The organism is Pedobacter sp. CG_S7 (assembly GCF_040544395.1).
Taxonomy (GTDB): domain Bacteria; phylum Bacteroidota; class Bacteroidia; order Sphingobacteriales; family Sphingobacteriaceae; genus Pedobacter.
In genome coordinates this window covers 1-17923 of record NZ_JBEONS010000027.1, presented here as the reverse complement: position 1 = coordinate 17923, position 17923 = coordinate 1, and the positions used below count along the sequence as shown (strand labels likewise).

Annotated in this window: 19 protein-coding genes; 16 read left to right on the top strand and 3 right to left on the bottom strand. The window is 36.7% G+C overall.

The genetic code is table 11. From position 1 onward, the window contains the following. Nucleotides 1-346 precede the first annotated feature (346 nt). Complete coding sequence (locus AAKU52_RS13315) at nt 347-2659, top strand: DUF7133 domain-containing protein (RefSeq protein ID WP_354334283.1); 2313 nt, start codon at nt 347-349, stop codon at nt 2657-2659. A 5-nt stretch (nt 2660-2664) separates the two neighbouring features. Here AAKU52_RS13315 and AAKU52_RS13310 read toward each other — a convergent pair whose 3' ends face one another. After that, entirely contained in the window at nt 2665-3585 is a 921-nt protein-coding gene (locus AAKU52_RS13310) for a sugar phosphate isomerase/epimerase family protein (RefSeq protein WP_354334281.1), read from the bottom strand. A gap of 813 nt (nt 3586-4398) precedes the next feature. Between AAKU52_RS13310 and AAKU52_RS13305 the strand changes: the two genes are divergently transcribed. Together AAKU52_RS13305 and AAKU52_RS13300 are read left to right on the top strand one after the other, a co-directional pair. After that, nucleotides 4399-4743: a DoxX family protein gene (locus AAKU52_RS13305; protein WP_354334279.1), complete on the top strand. Its 345-nt coding sequence runs from the start codon at nt 4399-4401 to the stop codon at nt 4741-4743. Next, complete coding sequence (locus AAKU52_RS13300; RefSeq protein WP_354334277.1) at nt 4665-5087, top strand: DoxX family protein; 423 nt, start codon at nt 4665-4667, stop codon at nt 5085-5087. The genes AAKU52_RS13305 and AAKU52_RS13300 overlap by 79 nt, the downstream gene beginning before the upstream one ends. A gap of 140 nt (nt 5088-5227) precedes the next feature. Here the strand turns inward: AAKU52_RS13300 and AAKU52_RS13295 are convergent, their stop codons facing one another. Both AAKU52_RS13295 and AAKU52_RS13290 read right to left on the bottom strand, forming a co-directional pair. Continuing rightward, nucleotides 5228-5410: an IS3 family transposase gene (locus AAKU52_RS13295; RefSeq protein ID WP_354334275.1), complete on the bottom strand. Its 183-nt coding sequence runs from the start codon at nt 5408-5410 to the stop codon at nt 5228-5230. 150 nt (nt 5411-5560) lie between these two features. Beyond that, entirely contained in the window at nt 5561-5800 is a 240-nt protein-coding gene (locus tag AAKU52_RS13290) for a hypothetical protein (RefSeq protein WP_354334272.1), read from the bottom strand. A 332-nt stretch (nt 5801-6132) separates the two neighbouring features. Here AAKU52_RS13290 and AAKU52_RS13285 point away from each other — a divergent pair, with 332 nt between their 5' ends. From AAKU52_RS13285 to AAKU52_RS13225, 13 genes are all read left to right on the top strand, one after another. Continuing rightward, nucleotides 6133-6615: an RrF2 family transcriptional regulator gene (locus tag AAKU52_RS13285; protein ID WP_354334270.1), complete on the top strand. Its 483-nt coding sequence runs from the start codon at nt 6133-6135 to the stop codon at nt 6613-6615. A gap of 25 nt (nt 6616-6640) precedes the next feature. After that, on the top strand, nt 6641-6967 hold the full coding sequence (locus tag AAKU52_RS13280) for a HesB/IscA family protein (protein ID WP_354334268.1): 327 nt from the start codon (nt 6641-6643) through the stop codon (nt 6965-6967). A gap of 90 nt (nt 6968-7057) precedes the next feature. Next, nucleotides 7058-7417, top strand: coding sequence for a 4Fe-4S dicluster domain-containing protein (locus tag AAKU52_RS13275; protein WP_354334266.1), 360 nt, complete (start codon nt 7058-7060; stop codon nt 7415-7417). A 45-nt stretch (nt 7418-7462) separates the two neighbouring features. Further along, a complete protein-coding gene (gene sufB, locus AAKU52_RS13270) occupies nt 7463-8911 on the top strand; it encodes a Fe-S cluster assembly protein SufB (protein ID WP_354334264.1) in 1449 nt (482 codons plus the stop codon). A 31-nt stretch (nt 8912-8942) separates the two neighbouring features. Further along, entirely contained in the window at nt 8943-9695 is a 753-nt protein-coding gene (gene sufC, locus AAKU52_RS13265; RefSeq protein ID WP_354334262.1) for a Fe-S cluster assembly ATPase SufC, read from the top strand. 113 nt (nt 9696-9808) lie between these two features. After that, complete coding sequence (gene sufD, locus AAKU52_RS13260; RefSeq protein ID WP_354334260.1) at nt 9809-11110, top strand: Fe-S cluster assembly protein SufD; 1302 nt, start codon at nt 9809-9811, stop codon at nt 11108-11110. 5 nt (nt 11111-11115) lie between these two features. Continuing rightward, nucleotides 11116-12357 carry an aminotransferase class V-fold PLP-dependent enzyme gene (locus tag AAKU52_RS13255; protein ID WP_354334258.1) on the top strand — a complete coding sequence of 414 codons (1242 nt, stop codon included), beginning with the start codon at nt 11116-11118 and terminating at the stop codon, nt 12355-12357. After that, nucleotides 12354-12800 carry a SufE family protein gene (locus tag AAKU52_RS13250; protein WP_354334256.1) on the top strand — a complete coding sequence of 149 codons (447 nt, stop codon included), beginning with the start codon at nt 12354-12356 and terminating at the stop codon, nt 12798-12800. Before AAKU52_RS13255 ends, AAKU52_RS13250 begins: the two co-directional genes overlap by 4 nt. A gap of 4 nt (nt 12801-12804) precedes the next feature. Further along, on the top strand, nt 12805-13134 hold the full coding sequence (locus tag AAKU52_RS13245) for an iron-sulfur cluster assembly protein (RefSeq protein ID WP_354334254.1): 330 nt from the start codon (nt 12805-12807) through the stop codon (nt 13132-13134). 1122 nt (nt 13135-14256) lie between these two features. After that, on the top strand, nt 14257-15012 hold the full coding sequence (locus AAKU52_RS13240) for a PRC-barrel domain-containing protein (protein ID WP_354334252.1): 756 nt from the start codon (nt 14257-14259) through the stop codon (nt 15010-15012). A 45-nt stretch (nt 15013-15057) separates the two neighbouring features. Further along, nucleotides 15058-16509: a trypsin-like peptidase domain-containing protein gene (locus AAKU52_RS13235; RefSeq protein ID WP_354334250.1), complete on the top strand. Its 1452-nt coding sequence runs from the start codon at nt 15058-15060 to the stop codon at nt 16507-16509. A gap of 418 nt (nt 16510-16927) precedes the next feature. Beyond that, nucleotides 16928-17215 (top strand): antibiotic biosynthesis monooxygenase family protein, encoded by a 288-nt coding sequence (locus tag AAKU52_RS13230; protein ID WP_354334247.1) that lies wholly within the window; start codon nt 16928-16930, stop codon nt 17213-17215. A 22-nt stretch (nt 17216-17237) separates the two neighbouring features. Beyond that, nucleotides 17238-17687: a GNAT family N-acetyltransferase gene (locus AAKU52_RS13225; RefSeq protein ID WP_354334245.1), complete on the top strand. Its 450-nt coding sequence runs from the start codon at nt 17238-17240 to the stop codon at nt 17685-17687. The last annotated feature ends 236 nt before the right edge of the window (nt 17688-17923 follow it).

Sequence of the window (17923 nt, the reverse complement as noted above, 5' to 3'; positions counted from 1 at the left end):
TGAGTAATCCAGTCACAATCACGAACACAATCGACCCGAATAGCATATCTAACATCCTGCCTTCCATCTTAATGTTCCTATTTCCTATTACGCCGCCGTGGAATTGAATAACTTGCATCACGAGCAACTTAAACAAGAAATCCAGATACTGTTATACCGATTCCCCAACAAGCATTGGAAAACATTTTCAAAGATCACAAAGTGACATTAAAACAAAACCCCGGTTATTGAGCGACAACTATTTTTATATAATTGAATATACAATCGCTCAAAAGTTCAATAATCAATTAAAATGCCGTAGATTTTGCCCAGATTAATAATCTGCGTTAAAAAAAATGCAATCTATATGAAAAAATACCCTAGCCGGCATGAAGCTCGCTTAGTGAAGTCTATATTATATCCTACTAAAAGTTATCTATATGTGTTTTTGCTGCTGTTCTGTGTTACTTTAACTCAGTGCCAGCGGACTGAGAAAGGCTCAGCAGTGATGACTCCGGAAGAGTCTGTCGAAAATATGCGGTTAGAGGAGGATTTTGAGGTGAAAATAGTAGCCACAGAACCCTTAATCAGCGCACCAATTGCCATGACATTTGATGGCAAGGGCAGGATGTGGGTAGTGGAGATGAATGGCTTTATGCCTGATACACTGGGTACCGGGGAAGATATTCCAAGCGGAAAAGTGGTGATCCTTGAAGATAAAAATAAAGATGGCTTGGCGGATAGCCGAAAAGTCTTTGTGGATTCCCTGCGCTTGCCAAGAGCTTTGTGCCTCATTGAAAATGGGATACTGGTTGCCGAGCCTCCCTATTTGTGGTATTATGAAATTAAAAACGATAAGCCAGGAAAAAAAGTACTGGTTGACAGCCTTTACGCCAATGAAGGTAATGTGGAACATCAGCCAAATGGCTTGTTGAGGGCTTTGGATAATTGGATCTACAATGCGAAATCCACTAAGCGTTACCGCAAAGATGGCGACCGCTGGATCATTGAGAAAACGCATTTAAGAGGCCAGTGGGGTATTAGTCAGGACAATTATGGAAGGTTGTTCTATAATGATAATTCTACTAATCTGCTGGGCGATTATTTTACACCTGGTTTAGGGTCGACAAATAAAAATCAGCGGGAAGTGACGGGATACCAAAAGAAAGTAGTTCTGGATAACCGTATTTATCCTGCGCACCCTACACCAGGGGTGAACCGCGGGTATCTTCCAGGCATATTGGATGACAGCCTGCGTTTGGTGAATTTCACTGCGGCCTGTGGGCCTTTAATCTATCGTGGTGGTCTTTTGGGGAGTGCTTATGAGCAAAATGCTTTTGTGGCCGAGCCTGCGGCAAATCTTATTAAACGCAATATATTGAACAACAAGGGAAATCTTGTAAAAGGAGTGCAGGCCTATAAAGGGCGGGAATTTTTGTCAAGCGTGGATGAGCGTTTTCGGCCAGTAAATTTACTTAACGGTCCTGACGGGGCTCTATACATTGTAGATATGTACAGGGGAATTATACAGCATAAAACTTACCTTACCTCTTATCTTAAAAAGGAGATAAATAAACGTAAGCTAACACAGCCGCTGGCCTGCGGCCGTATTTATAAGATTGTTCCTAAAGGGAAAAAGTTAAAAAGCACTACTATGCCTCAGGATCCACAGATGCTGGTCAATCTTTTGGGCGATCCGAATGGTTGGGTAAGGGATAAAGCACAGCAAATGCTGATCGACCGCAAGGGGAATGATGTGATTCCGGCATTAAGGAATGCGCTTAAAACAAACAATACCTTTAAAGTAATGCATGCCTTGTGGACACTTGAGGGGCTGCATGCACTCCATACAGAAGAGATTTTAGCTGCGTTAAAGCATACTTTATGGCCGGTAAGAATGCAGGCTTTAAGTGTAATCCCCTCTGTAATCAGCCAGAATAATTATAAACAATATCTTTCTATCCTAAATCAGCCAAATTTGATTAATGATAATCAGGCTGCTCCCTATATTGCCTATTTATGCAATTATATTCGACCTTATGACGAGGCTTCTGCAGCTAATTTGCTCAAAAATCTGGTAAATATTTATGCATTGGATACGTATGTAGCTGATGCCGTAATTAGCAATCTTCAGGGTAGGGAAGAGGCCTTTCAAAAGAAAATCTTGAAGCAAATTCCTGATACTGCACTCGCTATCAACAAGCGCATGAATTTGATTGTAAAGGAAATACAGGATAAACGTAAAAATAACGATCCATTGCTTGCAGAAAGAACCTATCCAAGAGGTGCTGCGATCTTTAGATCAACCTGTCAGACTTGTCACGGTGCAGATGGTAATGGTATAAAATCATTGGCTCCGCCTCAAAATAAATCTGAATGGGTTACTGGAAATAAAGAAAAGTTGATTTCCATTGTATTGTTGGGATTAACAGGTCCAATAGAGGTTAATGGGCACTTATATAAGGCGCCGGAAATAACCGCTGATATGCCGGGAATAGGGAACAGCAAGGAGTTTTCTGATCCGGATATTGCGCAACTTTTAAGTTATATCCGGAAATCATGGCAGAATAAAGCCAGTGCCATAACGGCAAAGGAAGTTATGGATGTGCGGACAAAACTTAAAGGCCGTGAAAAGGTATTTACAGTGGAAGAGCTGAATAGCAAGAATATAACTAATTAATCGCTTTAAATTTTGATACCAACTGTTTGCAGGTAAGCCCGGGTGATTTCAGCGCATTGGCGCGGTGATTTTTCTTTTTCCGGTACTGCATCCAGTTCCACAATTCCCCAACCTTTAAACTTTATTTCTTCGAGTGTTTTAAATACACCTGGCAAATCTACTTTACCCTGTCCCAGTTCTACAAAGGTGTAGGCTTTGGATTCTGGTGCGCCCTTAGGCCTTACATCTTTAAGGTGCAATGCTATGATACGCTTCTGATAATGCTTGATCGCCTTTACCGGATCACCTCCACCCTGGTGATAATGCGCAATATCAAGTAGTAATTTCACATGATCCCTGTCGCAATTCTCCAGAATAACCTCTACTTCCTGTGGGGTTTCACCCAGTTGGTGCATGTGGTTATGATAAGTAGTCTGAATGCCTATGTCACCGGTCCTTTTGCCGATTTCATTTAAAAGCCGACCATATTTTTGCAAATCAGCCTGACTGGGAATACCTTTTTTTGGGCGAGATGAATTTGTTACTTGAATAAATTCGCCCCCAACTGCTTTTACAAACTTTGCATTATCCAGATGCATTTGAATTACCGCCTCATCATTCCCCGTATTGATGTTGGCGCTGCCACTGGAGAACATGGGGAACGCTAGGTTATACTGTTTCAAAAGCTCCTTAATAGCTTCCGGTTTGGCACCATACTCTTTAAGAATATTAGATCGTAGCTGAATGCCTTTAAAGCCTAAGGCTGCTATATCTTTAATAGCCTGAACGTCATTTCCGCCCCAGGTTATAGCAGAGTAACCAACTTTCAGCCCAGGAACTCCTCCCAAGGTTAGTTCACTGGCAGTACTGTAAGAAAAAAATGGTAAAGAAATAGTTGCTAAACCAAGGTGTGATAAAAATGTTCTTCGAGATAATTCTGATTTCATATAGTTCTTTGAAAAAGGGTTTAAAATCATGCCGTAAAATGAAGCCTTAAACAACACTATAGGACAAGTACATATTTCGATACTTTCTTTTTTCCATTAAGAATTTAAATCTAATTAATTTTGACCTTAATACCTTAATATTAATTCACTAAAATAAACTAATTGTATCACGATTAGCGTAAAAATAGACAATATATTTGCTTTATGGATGTGGGGATTTAATAAATAACTATTTTACTAATATTCCTTGATTATTATAGATCTTATACATAACTTCAAGGAATACAATTTTATTTAATTCTCCTCGGCAAAGTATATTTTTTTACTATAAACAGTTATAAGTAATTACTTAATCTCTCTTTAACTGTTGGTTCTGATCAGAATAAGATTCTATAATCATCTTAAGTTTCCGTGTTTAGTCAGCAGGTTCCTCTATTCTTAAATATCAATAAGCTTTTATCATATTCTAATCATAAAAACCCTATGAATAAAATTTCTAAAATCGAATTCGCGATACTGACTATGACCATAATTATCATATTCATCTCGGAGTATTACTATCTTGTTTTAAAAGATCATGACCGTGCGATATTTATTGGTCTTTGGCCGCCTACAATGGTTGGTTTGCTGATCTACTTTAATCTAAAAAAGAAAAGCTGACATGGAAAATTTAGATCTAATTATACTTACGATAATCATAATTATATTGTATATTGGTTTTGCTTGGGGGCTATTTTTTGCGCAAAGAAAACAACAGGATCCTAAGCATAAAACCCCGATGTAAATTGTCATTCACATTTTAAACAATTACTTATGAACACGTTTTCAAAATGCGCCCAGATCATTATCGCGTTATCTGTCTCGTATGTATGGATCTTCCGTTATGATAATATTGTAAAAGAGTTTAAAGAATACGAAATTCCAGACCTTTTGCGAAATTTTGTTGGTGCGCTCAAAATAGCTTTATCAACGCTTTTGATTGCCGGTATATGGTACCCCGCTTTGATATTGGTTCCCGCTCTAATGATGACTGGACTCATGGGGTGTGCACAGGCTGCACATTTTAAAGTGAAACATCCATGGCCAAAGTTTGTTCCGTCAGCCCTATTACTTTTTCTGTCTTTATTTGTAGCTGGAGTTCATTCCGGATTGATTTAACATTAATGCTGCTAATTATATTAATTATAGTTTCCGCTATTTCATTTCTTTATTATGGAATTACTTTTTTTACAAACTCTGGTATGGAGGAAGAGTTCCATCGTTACGATCTAAGTAAATTCAGGAAACTGATAGGTGGTTTGCAATTGCTGGGCGGGGCGGGACTTTTTGTAGGATTGATTTGGCCGCTGATTCTTATTATCGCTTCAGGGGGTCTTGCTTTATTGATGCTAATAGGATTCGGAGTACGGGTTAAAATGAAAGATGGACTTTTACAATCATTGCCATCTTTTATTTTTACGCTTCTAAACTTCTATATTTTTTTTGTTGCGCTATCTCTTTAAGATATTTTTGCGCGTACCTTAAAGACGTCCCTTGCATTTCGAGAGAACTTTCAAATTGTCCCTGAACTAATGGTTGATCTTCAAATATATCTATAACTGATTTAACTGCTGATATTTGGTAATCCTGAAAACCGTCGAATTCAAATTTCTATTATATTAGTATGTATTCTTTTCGCGTTGTAAAATCCTTCGATATAAATAAAAATTTCTAGTTTAGCAATTTCTCTGTTGGCAAATTTTCTGTGGTAAATCAATGCACAATTTAGCGTCTTGAAGAAACTTTCTGCCACTGCACTATCCCAGCAATTACCTTTGCGACTCATACTTTGTATCATATTAACTTTTCTTTAGCAATGATTTTAACTCATTGCATACATACTGTGAGCCCCTATCCGAATGAAAAAGCAAGCCCTGTTTTACTTCCCTGTTTCCAATAGCCATTTTTAAAGCCTATATGGTCGTTTTTTGTACTTTCATTTTATTACTGAAGGACCAGCTATGACTTTTCTATCAGCAAGATCTATAACAAAGGTAAAGTATAACCAGCCTGAGTCAGTATTTATGTAGGTAATATCGCTGACCCATTTTTGTGATAGATTATCCGCTGAAAAATCTCTTTGGAGGAGATTTTTAGCTACTTCATAAGTATGATTTGAGTCTGTTCTTACCTTAAACTTCTTGCGGATTTCACTAAGCAGATTCAATTTTTCCATTAACCTGGCAACATAAAAGCGTGATATTACTATAAAGCAGATGGGGTTCAATCGGAAGTACAGGTTGAAGGGCAGGTGAACCGAATAAAAAATATCAAAAGAAAAATGTATGGCAGGGCAGGTTTTCAGTTATTGAGGAAAATGGTGCTAGCAAAATCAGCCCAATTCACCAAAAGTGACGAAAAACCAATTTGGAGTGTACAGCTTTTTAGTATAATTTATTATATACTTTTTAGTATAAATTATTATATACTTTTTAGTATAATTTAAAACTAATGTGTACATTTGTTTCGAAGTTTTATCTTAATCGCTATAAAATTGATTAAAGAATCATGAAAATAACAGCACAGGATGAGTATGGTTTAAGAATATTGGTGCGAATTGCAAAGTGTAAGGATAAGACTGGCTTAAGCATTCCTCAGCTTAGTGATGCGGAAGGCCTATCACAGCCTCATGTTGCCAAATTAACACGAACACTTCGTATGGAGGGCTTAATTAATAGTACCAAAGGACATGTTGGGGGATATATACTTGCCAGACCTGCTACCGATATAACGGTGAATGATGTTTTGAAAGCTTTAGGCGGACGTTTGTTTGACGAAGAATTTTGTACCACTCATGTGGGAGTAATAAAACTGTGCACTAATTCTGTTGATTGTTCTATTCGTTCACTTTGGACAATGGTGCAATCTACTATTGACAAGCTACTGGATAAGATAACACTGGCAGATTTATCAAATAGTGAAAAGGAAGCCACATGTACTTTCCAAAGTTTATTTGAGAAAACACCAATGAACATGGTGAATAAAAACTAATTATTATAACTAAATACCTAACAATATGATAACAGTTTCAGAAAATGCAAAACAACATGCGTTAAGTTTAATAAAAAACGAAAATAGCCCTGAAGGAACATTTATTCGCGTAGGTGTTGATGGCGGTGGTTGTTCAGGTCTTACCTATAAACTTGCATTAGATAATGTTATTACAGAAAACGATCAGGTTTTTGAAGACAAAGGAATAAAGATTGCCGTTGACAAAAAAAGCTTTTTGTATTTAATGGGTACAGAGCTGGATTATTCTGGAGGTATAAATGGAAAAGGCTTTGTATTTGTCAATCCGAACGCAAGTAGAACTTGTGGTTGTGGAGAGTCATTTGGCGTGTAAAATAGTTCAAAGTTCGAAGGTTAAAAGAGTTTGCTTGTTTTATAAAAACTTTAAAATTTGAACTTTCCAAAAATATAACAATAGTAAAAAATGGCTATCAAAATTACAGAAGAGTGCATTAATTGTGGAGCTTGCGAACCGGAATGCCCTAATAATGCCATCTACGATGCAGGAGTTGAATGGCGTTTTTCTGAGGGAACATCTATAAAAGGAATGTTTACCTCGAAAAGCGGATTGACTGCTGATGCAGATGCACCACACTCAGCTATATCAGACGAAGTTTATTATATAGTATCAGATAAATGTACAGAGTGTGTTGGTTTCCATGATGAGCCGCAATGTGCTGCTGTTTGCCCTGTAGACTGTTGTGTGGATGATGAAAACTGGCGTGAAAGCGATGAAGATTTAATAACAAAAAAAGACACGTTGCATTTAATAATTCAGGATTGACCAATGAAGAGTTTATCAATTTAATAATAGTAACACTTAAATAGCATGAACGAGATTTTAGAAGAAAAAATCAGCACAGAATACAAATACGGTTTTGTTACCAATATTGAAGCCGACAACGCACCTAAAGGTTTGAATGAAGATATCATTCGTTTTATTTCTGCAAAGAAAAACGAACCCGAATGGATGTTAGCATACCGGTTAAAAGCACTGCGTTATTGGTTGACAATGGACGAACCGAACTGGGCTCACGTTTCTTACCAAAAACCAAACTTTCAGGATATTATTTATTACTCGGCTCCAAAGCCAAAAGTCGCATTGAATAGTTTAGATGAAGTGGATCCTGAATTATTGGAAACATTTCAAAAGCTCGGCCTTTCAATTTTAGAACAAGAACGACTTACAGGAGTGGAAAGTAGAATAGCTGTGGATATTATTATGGACAGCGTTTCGGTAAAAACAACTTTTAAAGAAACCTTAGCTGAAAAAGGGATCATTTTCTGCTCGTTTGGTGAAGCTATTCAAGAGCATCCTGAACTTGTAAAAAAATATATGAGTTCAGTAGTTCCATATACCGATAATTTCTATGCTGCACTGAACTCCGCTGTTTTTACAGATGGCTCGTTTTGTTATATACCAAAAGGCGTTCGTTGTCCGATGGAGCTTTCAACGTATTTCAGAATAAATTCTGCTGGTACAGGTCAGTTTGAACGCACCTTAATTATTGCCGATGAAGGTGCGTATGTGAGTTATCTCGAAGGCTGCACTGCTCCAATGCGTGATGAAAATCAATTGCACGCAGCAGTTGTGGAACTTGTTGCGCACAAAAATGCGGAAATAAAATACAGCACGGTGCAAAATTGGTATCCAGGCGATAAAGATGGTAAAGGCGGCATTTTTAATTTTGTTACCAAACGAGGTATCTGTTTGGAAGAAAATTCTAAAATCTCCTGGACACAGGTAGAAACAGGTTCTGCAATAACCTGGAAATATCCATCGGTAATTTTAAAAGGCGATAATTCGGTTGGTGAATTTTATTCCGTAGCGCTTACAAATAACTATCAGCAAGCCGATACAGGAACAAAAATGATCCACATCGGAAAAAATACTAAAAGTACGATTATATCAAAAGGTATTTCGGCAGGATTTAGCAACAATAGTTACAGAGGTTTGGTGCGTATTTCAAAAGGAGCTACCAACGCACGTAATTTTTCGCAATGCGATAGTTTATTGATGAGTGATAAATGTGGGGCACATACATTTCCATACATCGAAATCAAAGATCAATCAGCTATTGTAGAGCATGAAGCAACAACTTCAAAAATTGGGGAAGACCAATTATTTTATTGCAAACAACGTGGTATTGATAATGAAAAAGCAATTGGTTTAATTGTAAACGGCTATTGCAAAGATGTATTAAATCAATTGCCAATGGAGTTCGCTGTAGAAGCACAAAAATTGTTAGCAGTTTCGTTGGAAGGATCAGTTGGATAAAAATAAATAATTATAATTTATAATTCAAAAAATGTTATCAATAAAAAATCTACATGCGTCAATTGACGGCAAAGAAATTCTTAAAGGAATTAATTTAGAAATAAAAGTTGGAGAAGTACACGCTATTATGGGACCTAATGGTTCCGGGAAAAGCACGTTAGCTGCGGTGCTTGCAGGGCGTTCGGAATATGAAGTTACAGAAGGTAAAGTAACCTATAATGGTATAGATTTATTAGAACTTTCACCTGAAAATAGAGCAAGAGAAGGTGTGTTTCTTGCATTTCAGTATCCGATTGAAATTCCGGGAGTAAGCAATGTTAATTTTTTGAAAACCGCTGTTAATGAAATTCGTGCTTACAAAGGTTTGGAACCAATGGAAGCAAAAGATTTTTTAATGATGCTGAAAGAAAAACAAAAGTTAGTTGAGTTGGATGGTAAACTTGCCAATCGCTCGGTGAATGAAGGTTTTAGCGGTGGTGAAAAAAAACGTAATGAGATATTTCAGATGGCAATGCTTGATCCGAAACTTGCCATACTTGATGAAACCGATAGTGGGCTTGATATTGATGCATTGCGCATTGTTGCCAACGGAGTAAATAAATTGAAATCGAAAGATAACGCAACCATTATTATCACACACTATCAACGCTTATTGGATTATATTATACCTGATTTTGTTCACGTATTATACAATGGGAAAATTGTAAAATCAGGATCAAAAGAATTGGCTTTAGAATTGGAAGAAAAAGGATATGATTTTATTAAAGAAGAAGTAGAAGCTTAATTTATTATAACGCCATTGCGAACGAAACGCAGTGTTTGAGGCAATCCCAGGTTTGTGGGGGAATGAGATTGTTTCGGTTGTAAAACCTCCCTCTCAATGACGAAAGAAAAAAAATGGAAACAGCTATTAGAACAAGTAGGATAAAAGACAAATTGATTTCTGAATTTGAGGCGTCAAAGAAAATCTTATTCGGCAATGCACAGCTTCGTGATCAGGCTATGGAAAGCTTTTGCAAACAAGGTATTCCAACACGAAAGCACGAAGAATATAAATATACTCATGTAGATTTGATGCTGAAAGAAGAATTTTATTTCTCTGCAAATAAAAACTGCAGTGATGAGCAAATTGAACATCTTAAATTTTTAAAAGGTGCTTATGTTGCAATTATTGAGAACGGTGTTTTTATTGACGGATCATCAAACTTGCAGAACCTTCCAAAAGGTTTAACGATATGCAGTTTAGCAGTTGCAGCAAAAGAAAATTTGACTGTTTTTGAAAAATATTATGCAAAAAACGCTGATGTATATGCCGACGCGTTTATTGCATTAAACACTGCAATGGCGAAAGATGGCGTGTTTATTCATATTACAAAAAATGCGATAATTGAAAAACCCATACACATCATACACATTTCAACGGCATTCGAAAACACATTTATTAATCCACGCAATTTAATAGTGATTGATGAAAATGCGCAAGCAAAAATTATTGAATCGTTTGAAACACTTGATTCTACCGCAAGAACATTCAGTAATGCCTTAACAGAAATTGTAATCAATAAAAGCGCTATTGTTGATCATTATAAAATTCAAGATGAAAACGACTTGGGTTATTTAGTGAATACCACACAAATAATTCAAAAGAAACAAAGCGTATTTTCTACCCATACATTTATGCTAAGTGGTTCGTTAGTTCGTAATAATTTAACTTTAGTGTTGGATGATGAACACATTGAATCGCATTTGAATGGATTGTATTTAACTGCTGGAAATCAAGTTGTAGACAACCATACTGTGGTAGATCACCGCAAGCCAAATTGCAATAGTAACGAGCTATACAAAGGTATTATTGATGGGAAGTCAATAGCTACTTTCAATGGAAAAATCTTTGTAAGAAAAGATGCTCAAAAGACAAATGCGTTTCAATCAAATAAAAATATTTTACTTAGCGAAACCGGAACAATCAATACAAAACCGCAATTAGAAATTTATGCGGATGATGTAAAATGTTCCCACGGTACATCAACAGGGAAGTTGGATAAAGACAAAATATTTTACCTGCGTGCCAGGGGTTTGAGTACAGAAAGTGCTAAAAAATTATTGATGCATGCATTTGCTTCCGAAGTTGTAGATACTGTAAAAATTGAGCCTTTGCGTGAATACATTGAAGGAAAAATTTTTAAAACATTTGAATAATTAAAATGGAAACAATCACAAAAAACAGTGCTCTCAATATTCAAAATCTCCGCCAGGATTTTCCTATCCTTTCCAAAAAGGTACATGGCAAACCCCTGGTATATTTGGATAATGGGGCAACGGCACAAAAGCCTAAACAGGTAATTGATGCCATTAGTAATTATTATCAAACACAAAATGCCAATATACACAGGGGTGTACATCAATTAAGTATAGAGATAACAGTTGCTTATGAGAATGCCCGCACTACTGTTCAAAAACATTTAAATGCTGCCTTGTCGCAAGAAATTATTTTCACCAGTGGCACAACTGAAAGTATAAACCTGGTAGCAAATTCGTTTGGAAAAAAATATATAAAAGCAGGTGATGAAATTATTATTAGCGAGATGGAGCATCATAGCAATATACTACCCTGGCAGATACTTTGTGAGGAAAAAGGCGCTGTATTAAAAGTAATTCCGATAAATGAAAAGGGTGAATTACTTATTGATGAATACAAAAAGCTACTGTGCGACAGAACAAAAATTGTAGCTGTTACACATATTTCAAATACACTGGGAACCATTAATCCTGTAAAGGAAATTATTGCGCTTGCACACGAAAAAAATATTCCGGTATTAATTGATGGCGCTCAGGCAGTGCCTCATACAAAAGTAGATCTACAAGCCTTAGATGCAGATTTTTATTGCTTTAGCGGTCATAAATTATTTGGGCCAACAGGTGTAGGAATACTTTATGGGAAAGAAAAGTGGTTGAACGAAATGCCTCCATACAAAGTGGGTGGCGGTACCATAAAAACGGTTACGTTTGGAAAAACTGAGTATGCTGATCTGCCTTTAAAATTTGAAGCAGGAACTCCTAATATTGAAGGTGGTATTGGATTAGCAGCAGCAATTGATTATGTAAATGAAATTGGCTTAGAAAACATTGGAGCTTATGAATGTGAACTGTTGGAATACGCCACCGCAAAACTTTCAGCTATTGAAGGATTGAGAATTATAGGCACTGCAAAAGAAAAAGCAAGTGTTATTTCATTTGTAATTGAAGAAGTTCATCCCTTGGATATTGGAACTATATTAGATAAACAGGGCATTGCTGTACGCACAGGACACCATTGTACACAACCGCTAATGGAACATTTTGGTATACCAGGCACCATACGTGCTTCCTTGGTCTTTTACAATACCAAGGAAGAAATTGATGTGCTAGTGAATGGAATACAGAAAGCAATTAAAATGTTGAAATGAGAATAGCAGAAATAGAAAATGAAATAGTAGAAGAGTTTGAGTTATTCGGTGACGACTGGGAAGGCAAGTACGAGCATCTGATTGATTTGGGGAAGCATTTGCCATTGATTGACAAGCAATACAAAACTGATGACAGATTGATAAAGGGCTGTCAGAGCAAAGTATGGTTGCATTCAGAATTGAAAGACGAGAAAATTGTTTTTACAGCCGATAGCGATGCAATTATTACGAAAGGGATTGTAGCATTAATGATAAGAGTTATATCAGGCCATACAGCAGATGAAATTATAAATGCACAATTTGAATTTATAAATAAAATAGGATTAATAGAACACCTTTCGCCTACCCGTAGCAATGGTTTATTAAGTATGATAAAACAAATGAAATTGGATGCTATCGCCTATAAAAATATTTCCATAAAGACTAATTACAAATTAAATTAAAAAAATGGCAGCAATAATAATCTCACAAAATACCGAGCTTACACAAAGGGTTATTGATACACTTAAAACATGCTATGATCCGGAAATACCTGTTGACATTTGGGAGTTGGGCTTGATTTACGAAATCATTATTGATAAAGAGAACAACCTCGAGATGCAAATGACTTTAACTTCACCATCTTGTCCGGTAGCAGAAACATTGCCACCTGAAACAGAACAAAAATTGCGTGAAATTGAAGGAATTAAATCCGCAAAAATAATAATGACTTTTGAACCATCTTGGGGAAGAGAGATGATGAGCGAAGTGGCACAACTGGAGTTGGGGTTTATGTAAAATGGAAAACGAAATAATAAATAAAGTAGCATTAAGTGGCATCATCACCATCAACTTTGAAGAGTCTTACCATCAAGTCTACCCTGTATTGTAAAATTTTCCAGCATCCATTCTTTTAGCTTTACCAGGATTGGTTCGTCCTGTTCTTTTCTGTGTGCCAACAATTCCGTAGAATTACCTGCACTCTATACCATATACCTTCTGCGGTTCAGCCAATACATACTCAGCCCGTGGGGCATCATTGTCTTTTGCCTCAGAGAATTTATGTGCATGCTCCGTACATCCCATATCGGTGAGGTCGCTACGTTTTTCAAAGTTTTATAGACCTTTTACCCATCAGCCTGAAAATATCCTTTAAAGTTTTTCAGGCATTCTTCGGTTCCCTCTCTACCGCAGCCCTGCCGGTTAATCAAAGATTAATGATAATCTATCTGAGATTCTTTTCTTTAAATGAAACAAGTCAAACCGGCTAATTTTCTTGAAAGGGCTCACTAGATATTTAAGACCAACTTTAGAATGGTCGGAAATACTGGGGAGGTTACAGCTTATCATTTATAAGTTGAATATACGCATAATTGTGTGCAAATCATTGACAATGCTTCTGAAGTACCATTGATCATAATGAATAGAAGTCGAAGTTAAATGAATGAATTCTCATCTATTGCCGTGTTTAATATCCCTTTAAGCCCAATTTTCAAAATGATTTCAACGGTTATCCAGGGCAATCAAGAACGTGATAATTCAAGTAATCAATTTGCTAAGCCTAACTCTTCAAAGTATGATTTATGCAACTTATTTCACGGATTGTGCAAGAAACATAGGCGTCACCCAAACTATCTTTATAAACGCATAGTGAGTTCAAAAATAGTAACACAAAATATTCAAATCATGAAAAATAAAAACTTATTTTCTTCATAAATGTTATTTAGATGTTTAGTGCCCACATGTGGCGCCTCTGGGTTTACTAATGCCGCCCCGTTACCAAAAGTGATTAACCAAATATCTGCTAGACATTTATAGGATAATCATTTTGATGAAGAAGGGGGTGGGGTTAAACATCCAGTCTTATAATCACAAAGAATTTAACTGGACTACATTATCTACCACAAAAAAAATAAAAATATGAAGCGAATTATCAAAAATCTGATGGGTTTTACAATGGGCGCCACCGATGGCGAGATAGGAAAAGTAAAAGATTTTTATTTTGACGACGTAACGTGGACCATACGCTATATTGTTGTGGAAACAGGCAATTGGCTTTTAAACCGTAAGGTACTTATTTCACCAGAAGCGCTTTTACAGTGTGATTGGACAAATGAAACATTCCCTGTTAACCTCACAAAAGAACAAGTTGAAAAAAGCCCTGTTGTAGATACAGAACAACCAGTATCGCGGCAACATGAAATGGAACTGCGTGCACATTATTATTGGACAAATTACTGGAGTGGTGGCATTTGGGCAGGTGGTATGGGCACTACTGGAATGATAATGCCCATGTCATCCATGCCTATGGAGGAAGCAGTAAAAAAAAGTCTAGATGATGTTAAAGCACACGGCGACCCTCACTTACGAAGCGTTAAAATAGTGCAGGATTATACTATTGATGCATCAGATGATACAATTGGTGATGTGGAAGATTTTATAATTGATGACAGCAACTGGACAATACATTATATGATAATTGATACAGGCAATTGGTTTCCCGGCAAGAAAGTAATTATATCGCCTGATTTGATTAAGGATATAAATTGGGAAACTTCAGAAGTCACTATAAATGCCTCGGTTGAGCAGGTTAAAAACAGTCCGGAATATGATGGTTCAAAAGAGCTAAATTCCGAGTACGAGTCAGTTCTTAAAAACTATTATGCGAACGTGTAGTTCGTAATATTGAGTGCTTTTTTAATTTAATAAAAATCTTCTAATATGAATAAGTCGCATACCACCCTACTTTCGGTTTTGTTTATAATAATGCAAGTTGCAGCCATTAGTTGTAATGAAAAGCAAAGGGAAAATAATAGTGGCAGTACGGAAGACAGTTTAGCAGCACCAACAAAAAATGTTGTTGACACAAAAACTTCAACTAGGGATGTAAATTTTGTAACGGCGGCAAAGATTACAATGCCGGCAGTAGTGCATATTAAAATTCATTTCAATGGCTCGTCAGAGTATGGGGCATCAGGATCAGGAGTAATTATAAGTTCTGATGGATTTATAGCCACAAATAATCATGTGGTTGAAAATTCATCCGCTATTGACGTAATACTTCCTGATAAACGAGCCTTTTCTGCAAAGTTGGTTGGCCGTGATCCCAATACTGACTTGGCACTCATAAAAATAGAGGCAAAGAATCTTCCTGTTGTTACATTCGGAAACTCTGATAAGGTGGAGATAGGCGAATGGGTATTAGCTGTAGGCTTTCCCCTTTCACTTAACACAACTGTAACTGCAGGCATTGTAAGCGCAAAAGCTAGAAGCATTGGAATTATAAACCGTCCAAACGGTAATACCACGCAAAATAATATGGCGCCTGAAAGTAATATGGCTGTTGAATCTTTTATTCAAACCGATGCTGCCATTAACCCGGGCAATAGCGGAGGGGCACTTGTTAATACTAGCGGAGAATTGATAGGTATTAACTCCGCTATAGCTTCGCAAACCGGCAGTTATGCAGGTTATTCTTTTGCCATACCTGCAAACCTTGCAAAAAAGATTTTGGATGATTTAAAAGCATTTGGGATGGTTAAGAGAGGTGTGTTAGGCGTTTCCTTTCCATCTCCCTCCGCAGAAGGCGAGTACTTAAAACAACAAGGTCTCAATCCTGCTTTGGTAAAAGGCGTTTACATAACTGGTGTGCAAAATGAAAGTGCCGCTGCTGCGGCCGGCCTTAAAGAAGGAGACATTATTCAAAGTATAGATGGCATTGTAATCAACTCGTCAACCGAGTTTTCTGAAAGGATAGCAAGACACAAACCCAATGACGTTATCGAACTAAGTTTTCTGCGTAAAGGTAAAACCGTTAAAGTGACTGCTACACTCCACAGTGAAGATGTAACAAAAACTAAAGCTAAAAGTAATGGAGTACTTAAGGAAATATACAATAGGCTTGGAGCAACTTTCGCCCCACTTACTGCTGATATTAAACAACACTTTAATATAAATGCCGGTGTTTTAGTAACCAAAGTACGCAAAGATGGTTTTTTTGGCCAGGTCGGCATTCTCCCAGGCACTATTATCGCATTTATAAACGGCAAGCCAATTAATAACCCGGAAGATATTGATATTGCTATGCTGGGTGCTCAAAGTGGTATTATTCAAATACTTGCTATTGCTCCAGACGGCTCAAAAGTGGTATTTAACCTCTCACTCGGAACATAAAACAGGCTTATATTTTTTTATTATAATTGAACTTAACAGACTAAGCACCATAGTTGCATCTGTCTCTATTGACCTTAAGGAATGTAATAGACAAATAAAAACAATCATAGACTTCTTAAACACATTATACTTAAAATAAAAACCATTTGACTTGATGAATGATTGGCGATTTGGCATAGGAGATGGAGTTGCTACATTTGAACGGACAGAAAATTATGTGGTAAGGATCGTTTGGAAATGTTTGGGGGTATTAAAATGTTTTTTTAAAATATTGATTCAATCAATGCAGAGTTTGATAAAGTGGGATTATTTGAAATAACGGAAATTATTGAAAAATTTTCTTTATATATGAATAGGAGAAGAACAAGCGAAAAAATAATAACTATTGTTATTTTATTTTTTTCGTTACTTTCATCACATGATTTTAGAAATATCAGTATTGGATATAATAGAAGGAAACCAATTAGAGTTCGAAAATGCTTTCAAGCGTGCAAAAATTATTATAGCTAACATGAAGGGATACATTAGTCATGAATTGCAGAAATGCATAGAGAATGATCATCGATACCTTTTATTGGTAAAATGGGTAACATTACAAGACCATACTGTTGGTTTTAGGGGGTCGCCAGAATATCAGGATTGGAAAGCGCTGCTACATCATTTTTATGATCCATCTCCCGTTGTGGAACATTACAATAATCTGTAATGGAAGTTGTATAGTAATGACTATGAGAATCGAAATATTGAAAAATTTAACAGAACATCAGACGAAAGAAATTGATGTATTGTGGAACGAGGTATATCCAATCAAATTAAAAAATAGATTTGGATTGCTGTTAAACGGTATAAAAGAGTATCAGCATCATGTTTTGCTTAATGAATCAGAAGAAGTAATCGGCTGGGCTGTTGCCTACTTGAGAAATGACGAGATTTGGTTTTCTATCATTATATCTACAGCAAATCAAAACAAGGGATATGGAAAAATGCTAATAGAAAGTTTAAAGCAAAATTTCAGCAATTTATGCGGTTGGGTTATCGATCATAATAATGACCTAAAACAAGACGGCTCAACCTATTGTACGCCAAAGCAATTCTATCAAAAAAACGGCTTTATTATAACTAAGGAGAGAATTGAAAGCGATATCCTTTCTGCGGTTAAAATTACATTTGAGGCATAGCGGAGGCTATTCGAAAAGTTTCTAAATCGATCGAACACATCTTATGATCTCCCATGCTCTGGAGCGGCTTGCGAAACCCCTTAGCTCATAGCATTTACGAAGAGTTTACCTTGATTTCCTGTCATTGTACTTTGGTTGTTTGGTATAACTGGGTTTGATCACAGGAATATCAACGACCTGACGGCGTGCGGCAAGTTCAGCCCCGGTGACATCCAGACTTAGTCCCACCAGAAGGC

Excerpts from the sequence above, each read along its gene's own strand:
- AAKU52_RS13315 (WP_354334283.1), top strand. The coding sequence starts at position 347 with ATGAAAAAATACCCTAGCCGGCATGAAGCTCGCTTAGTGAAGTCTATA.
- AAKU52_RS13310 (WP_354334281.1), bottom strand. The coding sequence starts at position 3,585 with ATGAAATCAGAATTATCTCGAAGAACATTTTTATCACACCTTGGTTTA.
- AAKU52_RS13305 (WP_354334279.1), top strand. The coding sequence starts at position 4,399 with ATGAACACGTTTTCAAAATGCGCCCAGATCATTATCGCGTTATCTGTC.
- AAKU52_RS13300 (WP_354334277.1), top strand. The coding sequence starts at position 4,665 with ATGGCCAAAGTTTGTTCCGTCAGCCCTATTACTTTTTCTGTCTTTATT.
- AAKU52_RS13295 (WP_354334275.1), bottom strand. The coding sequence starts at position 5,410 with ATGAGTCGCAAAGGTAATTGCTGGGATAGTGCAGTGGCAGAAAGTTTC.
- AAKU52_RS13290 (WP_354334272.1), bottom strand. The coding sequence starts at position 5,800 with ATGGAAAAATTGAATCTGCTTAGTGAAATCCGCAAGAAGTTTAAGGTA.
- AAKU52_RS13285 (WP_354334270.1), top strand. The coding sequence starts at position 6,133 with ATGAAAATAACAGCACAGGATGAGTATGGTTTAAGAATATTGGTGCGA.
- AAKU52_RS13280 (WP_354334268.1), top strand. The coding sequence starts at position 6,641 with ATGATAACAGTTTCAGAAAATGCAAAACAACATGCGTTAAGTTTAATA.
- AAKU52_RS13275 (WP_354334266.1), top strand. The coding sequence starts at position 7,058 with ATGGCTATCAAAATTACAGAAGAGTGCATTAATTGTGGAGCTTGCGAA.
- sufB (WP_354334264.1), top strand. The coding sequence starts at position 7,463 with ATGAACGAGATTTTAGAAGAAAAAATCAGCACAGAATACAAATACGGT.
- sufC (WP_354334262.1), top strand. The coding sequence starts at position 8,943 with ATGTTATCAATAAAAAATCTACATGCGTCAATTGACGGCAAAGAAATT.
- sufD (WP_354334260.1), top strand. The coding sequence starts at position 9,809 with ATGGAAACAGCTATTAGAACAAGTAGGATAAAAGACAAATTGATTTCT.
- AAKU52_RS13255 (WP_354334258.1), top strand. The coding sequence starts at position 11,116 with ATGGAAACAATCACAAAAAACAGTGCTCTCAATATTCAAAATCTCCGC.
- AAKU52_RS13250 (WP_354334256.1), top strand. The coding sequence starts at position 12,354 with ATGAGAATAGCAGAAATAGAAAATGAAATAGTAGAAGAGTTTGAGTTA.
- AAKU52_RS13245 (WP_354334254.1), top strand. The coding sequence starts at position 12,805 with ATGGCAGCAATAATAATCTCACAAAATACCGAGCTTACACAAAGGGTT.
- AAKU52_RS13240 (WP_354334252.1), top strand. The coding sequence starts at position 14,257 with ATGAAGCGAATTATCAAAAATCTGATGGGTTTTACAATGGGCGCCACC.
- AAKU52_RS13235 (WP_354334250.1), top strand. The coding sequence starts at position 15,058 with ATGAATAAGTCGCATACCACCCTACTTTCGGTTTTGTTTATAATAATG.
- AAKU52_RS13230 (WP_354334247.1), top strand. The coding sequence starts at position 16,928 with ATGATTTTAGAAATATCAGTATTGGATATAATAGAAGGAAACCAATTA.
- AAKU52_RS13225 (WP_354334245.1), top strand. The coding sequence starts at position 17,238 with ATGAGAATCGAAATATTGAAAAATTTAACAGAACATCAGACGAAAGAA.